Origin of the sequence: Halococcus morrhuae DSM 1307, assembly GCF_000336695.1 — an archaeon.
Taxonomy (GTDB): domain Archaea; phylum Halobacteriota; class Halobacteria; order Halobacteriales; family Halococcaceae; genus Halococcus; species Halococcus morrhuae.
The window spans coordinates 1-5,325 of the sequence record NZ_AOMC01000083.1 but is presented as its reverse complement, the minus strand read 5'-3'; the positions used below and the strand labels follow the sequence as shown (position 1 = coordinate 5,325).

The 5,325-nt window shown below is 55.3% G+C and carries 6 protein-coding genes; 3 read left to right on the top strand and 3 right to left on the bottom strand.

The window, feature by feature from the left end:
• Positions 1-241: 241 nt before the first annotated feature.
• Both C448_RS16115 and C448_RS05570 read left to right on the top strand, forming a co-directional pair.
• Positions 242-391, top strand: coding sequence for a hypothetical protein (locus C448_RS16115; protein WP_004052553.1), 150 nt, complete (start codon positions 242-244; stop codon positions 389-391).
• A gap of 9 nt (positions 392-400) precedes the next feature.
• Positions 401-1,234, top strand: a complete 834-nt coding sequence (locus C448_RS05570) for a type 2 periplasmic-binding domain-containing protein (protein WP_004052552.1) — start codon at positions 401-403, stop codon at positions 1,232-1,234.
• A gap of 135 nt (positions 1,235-1,369) precedes the next feature.
• Here the strand turns inward: C448_RS05570 and C448_RS05565 are convergent, their stop codons facing one another.
• From C448_RS05565 to C448_RS05555, 3 genes are all read right to left on the bottom strand, one after another.
• A complete protein-coding gene (locus tag C448_RS05565; RefSeq protein ID WP_394294942.1) occupies positions 1,370-2,473 on the bottom strand; it encodes a PHA/PHB synthase family protein in 1,104 nt (367 codons plus the stop codon).
• 150 nt (positions 2,474-2,623) lie between these two features.
• Entirely contained in the window at positions 2,624-3,517 is an 894-nt protein-coding gene (locus C448_RS05560) for a ribonucleotide-diphosphate reductase subunit beta (RefSeq protein ID WP_004052548.1), read from the bottom strand.
• Between the two features lie 61 nt (positions 3,518-3,578).
• Positions 3,579-4,229 carry a helix-turn-helix domain-containing protein gene (locus tag C448_RS05555; protein WP_049916087.1) on the bottom strand — a complete coding sequence of 217 codons (651 nt, stop codon included), beginning with the start codon at positions 4,227-4,229 and terminating at the stop codon, positions 3,579-3,581.
• 721 nt (positions 4,230-4,950) lie between these two features.
• On the opposite strand from C448_RS05555, the gene C448_RS05550 reads away from it, so the two are divergent.
• Positions 4,951-5,247 carry a mechanosensitive ion channel family protein gene (locus tag C448_RS05550; protein ID WP_080503159.1) on the top strand — a complete coding sequence of 99 codons (297 nt, stop codon included), beginning with the start codon at positions 4,951-4,953 and terminating at the stop codon, positions 5,245-5,247.
• The last annotated feature ends 78 nt before the right edge of the window (positions 5,248-5,325 follow it).

Genomic DNA, 5,325 nt, shown 5'->3' with positions numbered 1-5,325 from the left:
TGGTTGACATTACACTCTCTGCCGCACCAACCTTCTAAGAACCTGATGAGTTGCGTCGCTGCGCCGCAGCGACGCCACGATATTCCGAGGCCACCTCTCACTATTCGAGCATAGTTGTGCTCGTCCTCACCAACACTCTACTTGGCAGGGCCATATCAGTACCTCACAAAGTGGGTTGGGTGAACGGGCTGCTTGATCGGTTGATGCAGCCAGACCAAGCAGCCAACGAACTCACCAGCAGGTGCTTAACTTTCTCGTCAACACTCTGGATGAGGAGATCGATATCGAACTCGGCGAGAACGCCGATATCGACTCCGAGGACATCTGGGACGTCCTTGACGTGCCGTCCCAGACGATAGTAGGTGGACTATTTATGACCTTCCCCCGTTGACGAACTGCTATGTACGGAATCCTCACGAGCGACCCAACGCTAGCCCGCGCGGACGTCGGGGAGTTCGTTCATTTCGTCACTGACGATGTGAGCGGTCGACGTGGCACTCCACTCGACGGCGTCGTCAATGCCGTCGCTTGCTGGGGGAACACAGAGATCGTTCGAGACGACCCAGACCGCGCCGCAACCACCACCAAGGGAACACGGGCGACACCCGAGACGGAGGGTCACCACTGGGGAACGATCTGCCCGACAGACCCCGACTATCGCGCTGGACTCCTCGACCGGATTGAGACGGTCGGTGACAACGGGGACGTCAGACTCACCACACCCGGCTTTCCCGGTGGCGGGTTCTGTCGCTGTGTGCGCTGTGAGCGACAGTTCGCAACGAGCGAGTTCGACGACCGTGTCGCGTGGCGGACGGCGACCATCACACGGTTCGTCAGGGAAGCGAAAAATCGGATCACGGGAGACCTTATCGTCACACTGTACCCGGATCCGTATCCCGGCAATCTCCGCGCCCGCGCCGGGATAGACCCACAAGCTCTCGAATCGGTGGCTGACGGCTTTCTCGTCCCGCTCTGTAGTATCAGCTACGAGACGACGTACTGGGTCGAGTCGCTGGCCCGTGGCTTCGCTCACGAACTCGGTGACCTCGACATACCACTCACGTTTCAGCTATCGGCGTCCGAAGCCGGAGTCGACCGTCTCGTTGATGTGACCCATCAGATCGAATCGTACGCCGATGCGGTCGTCTACGGGACCTACGAGGGCGACTTTGAGACTGTTCGAGAGGTCATCCATCGTCGCGGGACGGCTACACCACGGTCTCAGCCCGTTTGAACGTTCCCGAGGTCTCTTCGTCGCGTCACTATTGATCGTCTTCTTCGAAAGCACTGGTCGTCTGATCGGTTCCATTGAATCGCCATAGGAAATAGAATTTTCTGCCTGACCTCAGAGCGTGTTCTGAAACCACTCTTAGTGGGCTGGCTTTCGATGCAGAGAGTCAGTGCTGAATCTTCCTCGATGATTTTGTCTTGGCTTGGATGACTGTGTGTGAAACCACTCAGCAACATCCGGCCAAACGTCCTCATGTGAACTGTTCGAAAACAATAGGCCGATATGTCCGGTAGGGTGTTCGATAGTGCTCACGTTGTCGGTGCCGATGACGGCATTGAATGGCTGTGACGCTTTGGAAGGGATGAGATGATCATCCTCACCGGTAATCTGAAGCACGGGCATATCGATCTCCGTAATATCGACGTGTTCACCGTTGAGATAGAAATCATTCGTGAATAGCTTGTTGTCCTGATATATATCTTCCACTAGTCGGATGTAGGTTTTGCCTGCCACGTCGATACCGTCCGAGAACCATCGCTCCATCCGAAGGAAGTTCTTGACGAACTCTTCGTCGTCCAGATTCTCGTACAGCCGGATGTACTTGCCAACCGTGCTATCGACAGGATCCATCAGCGTAAAAATCACGTAGAGCAGTTCCGACGGCATATTTCCATATATATCGATCACGGTTTCGGGATCGTAGTACGTCTCATCGCTCCACAATTCGAGCAACCCGCCAGTATCGTTGAGATAGAGTGGGCTGGCTATCAGCCCAAGTGCGTTCACCTTCTCGGAGTGGAGTGCAGCGTACATCGCTGCCATCGTCCCGCCCGTACAGTAGCCAAGGAGATTGATCGACTCCTCTCCTGAGCGCTTGCACACCTCGTCGACGCTATTGGCGATGTAGCGGTTGACGTAATCACCGAACGTCAGTCCCGTATCATACCGCGTGGGTTCGTTCCACTTGAGAAGGTACACGTCGTGACCGTCTTCCAATAGATGGCGAATAACGCTCCGAGCAGGTTGTAGATCGAGGATATACGATTTGTTGATAAGTGCAGCGATAACGAGAATCGGCACGTCGTCTTGCTCGTCCGTCTGTGGTTCGTAGTGGTGCAACTCCAGCATGTCCTCAGTACAGACGACCTCACTCGGTGTCTGACCCACCTTAACGGCCGAAACTTCGTCGAGTCGCTCTTTTGTAACCGAGAGCTTGTGGAGCGATTCTGTGAGTGTATCCACTATCTCGCACGAGCGGTTACGCATCGGTACGACTGGGTCGCCCGGTAAATCAGTGATTGTTGACATTGGTGTCTGGATAGTATGAAATGGTTGGCTGAATGTGATTCGCGTTGTTTGTGCTGATTCGGCGTCGATTCATCGCATGTAGCGTCAGTTCGCGAGCGAAGTCAGCTCCTCGACATCGGGAATGTGTTCGCTCGCAGAGGTGATCTGTTTCATGCGCTGTTCGTGTTTGTTGGTTGCGTACTCGGTGAGTTCTGTCGGCGTGACGCCTTCGTCACCGGCGCGCTCGTAGCTTGGAATCGCTGCCTGCACCAACGGCAGGAGGTCGCCGACGGTCTCTTCGATGATGGTTGGCTGTATGCGCTCGGTTTCGACGAGTTCTTTGAGCTTTGCCATCCCGAAGCCGACGTGGCGGCCTTCGTCGCTGCGAATATAGGTGAGGCCCGAGACCAGTCCTGGCAGGTGGGGGATGTCAGGATAGGTGTCCTCGTCGAACTGGCGCGTGAGTCCGTAGTAGCCAGTCTGGGCGAGGATTCCCTCGACGGTCATGTGGTAGTGTGAGTACGCTTTCGCGCGATTTTCAGGGGTATCCTCATCGAGTAGTGCGGCCATTGCGGCCTCGTTGCGCTCGAACAGCTCGTCATATTCGTCAGAGAACCACCGCTCGTCAGCCGGCGAGGAGTGTTCCTGACCACGGTCGTCCTCCGCCGCGTGGATTACTTCGCGCCAGTAGCGGTCGAAGAAGTCCGAGTGTTTGGCTTCCTCGTAGAGTTGGGTCGTGATGAACAGTTGGTCCTCAAAGTCATCGAGCGCGACCGCCAGCGGTGCGAGATCCTCTGCAACGGCATCCTCACCCGCGCCGAACAGCGCGAGCGCGCGCTTCAATCCATCGAATGCCGCATCGTCGAGTTCATTGAGCGCCTCGCGGTCGGCATCGAGGTCGATGTCGTGGGGGTCCCAGTGTTTCTCAACGGCGTGGCGGTAGTATCTGAACGTCTGTGCATCAGTATCGATCTGCATCGATGCGTCGGTGGTCGCCATGACAGCTATGAGTAGGTCCCGTCGATGAACGAATGTTGAGCCTAATTCGTTGTGGTGTTTATCAATGGTTCTCGTCGAGAGCGACAGTATGCTGAATGAGTCGGTCCTGCGCGCGGCGAAGCCGTTCGGAGACCGACGGTGCGGACACGCCGAGTTCAGCGCCAATCTCTGCTAGGGAGCCGGTTCGAGGAATCGAGAAATAGCCCGCTTCGTGGGCTACAAGCAGCGTTTCGCGCTGTTTTGGCGTGAGTCCATATTCGTTGTCGGTCTCGGGTGAGGCTTCGAATATCTGGTCGAGTTGAAACGTAATACCGTACGTCTCACAGGCGTCGTGGAACTCGGCGAGCGCCTCACGGTCGGAAAATCGGATACGTGCTCGCCATCCCGTCGGCGTGATCATCGCGTTGATTGGGGCGGTATCCAATCGAACGAACTCAGTATAGATGGCTGGCGGTTGGTCGGATAATTCCACCCGATAGAGACGGCGATTCTCTGTCGTTCCGAGGACACTGTACGTCGCCACCGCTGTATCGTCGAGTGCCGCTTCAAGGGTATCGAATGTCTCGCCTTCGGCCCAGAAAACGATCACCGGCCGGCTGCGCTCGGAGGTAAGAATATCATCAATTCTGAGAGTTGAATCCGAAGCAGTAGCGGCAACCGCTGTTAGCGGTAATCGGTCCGAGATCAGATCGAACTCGACAACGAGAGCCATCGGTATTCGAGAGAAGGGACGGTCTCCTCAATAATAATTCGACTTTGAACGTTTATAAGTGGTGTTGAATCACACCGATTTAGAACCTCAAGCGACGAATCTATTCTTCGATTCGTCACCCGGTTGAGCACGTTTGTGGCCGGAAAAACGTCACATAGTCGGCGATCACCACCCACGTGATCGCCTCGCTATGGACGGTCATACCCAAACTCTGGGATTTCAAGCTGTCTCCACGACGTTCTGAGGATGCCTTATAAATATGCAGAGCCGAGTAAGATAATCTATCTTTTAACCAGTCTGATCAGGAACCCTCATTTCTGGCCATGCTGACATTCCCCACGGATCACTCTGTTGCCTTTGTTCGAGCCAACTTCGGCGAGATTCTGTATCACGAGGCCAAACAGCCATCGCCGTCACGACTTCCCCTGCTTGAGGAGGCAAATGCCGAGCTGTGTGGCGGTTTTCATCTCAATCAAACACGACTGCATCAAAGGTCAGTCACCCTCACGTGCTCTGACGTGCATGTCATAGATCGACCTTTGTGAGTCCCTGATGTACTTCACACTCCGGTGACTTCAGCGGGATTCTCATGGAGTCACCCGCTGATGTATAAAACAAATTTCATGGCACAGGTGCTTTTATAATAATCGTAGGAGAATCGGTGGCCACTGGTGTCACGCAGGTCCGGAAGACTACGGATGCGTGACACCGGGGAGTCATCATGACAGGACTACACACGCTCGGCGGTGGAATAGTACTTCAAGCAGTCCCACAGCCCCTCCAGCCGCTGGTGCAGGGCTTCCTTTCGGCGATTCCGTCGATCATCGCCGCGATCGTCATCCTCATAATCGGCTGGATCGTCGGCATCGTTCTCGGCAATGCGGTCAAACGCGTCATCAGAAGTATCAGTCCCTCACAGTACGTTTCGGGGACGCCGCTTGAACCCGAGGGCGACGCCGACGAGTCCCTTGTGGGTGGACTCGGGAAGCTCGTCAAGTACATTATCATGCTCTGTTGATCGACAGACAGCGAAGGGGTGGGGTAGCTGAATACAACTCTTAGCGGCTCTAACCAATGATTCGACGTGACACACGAT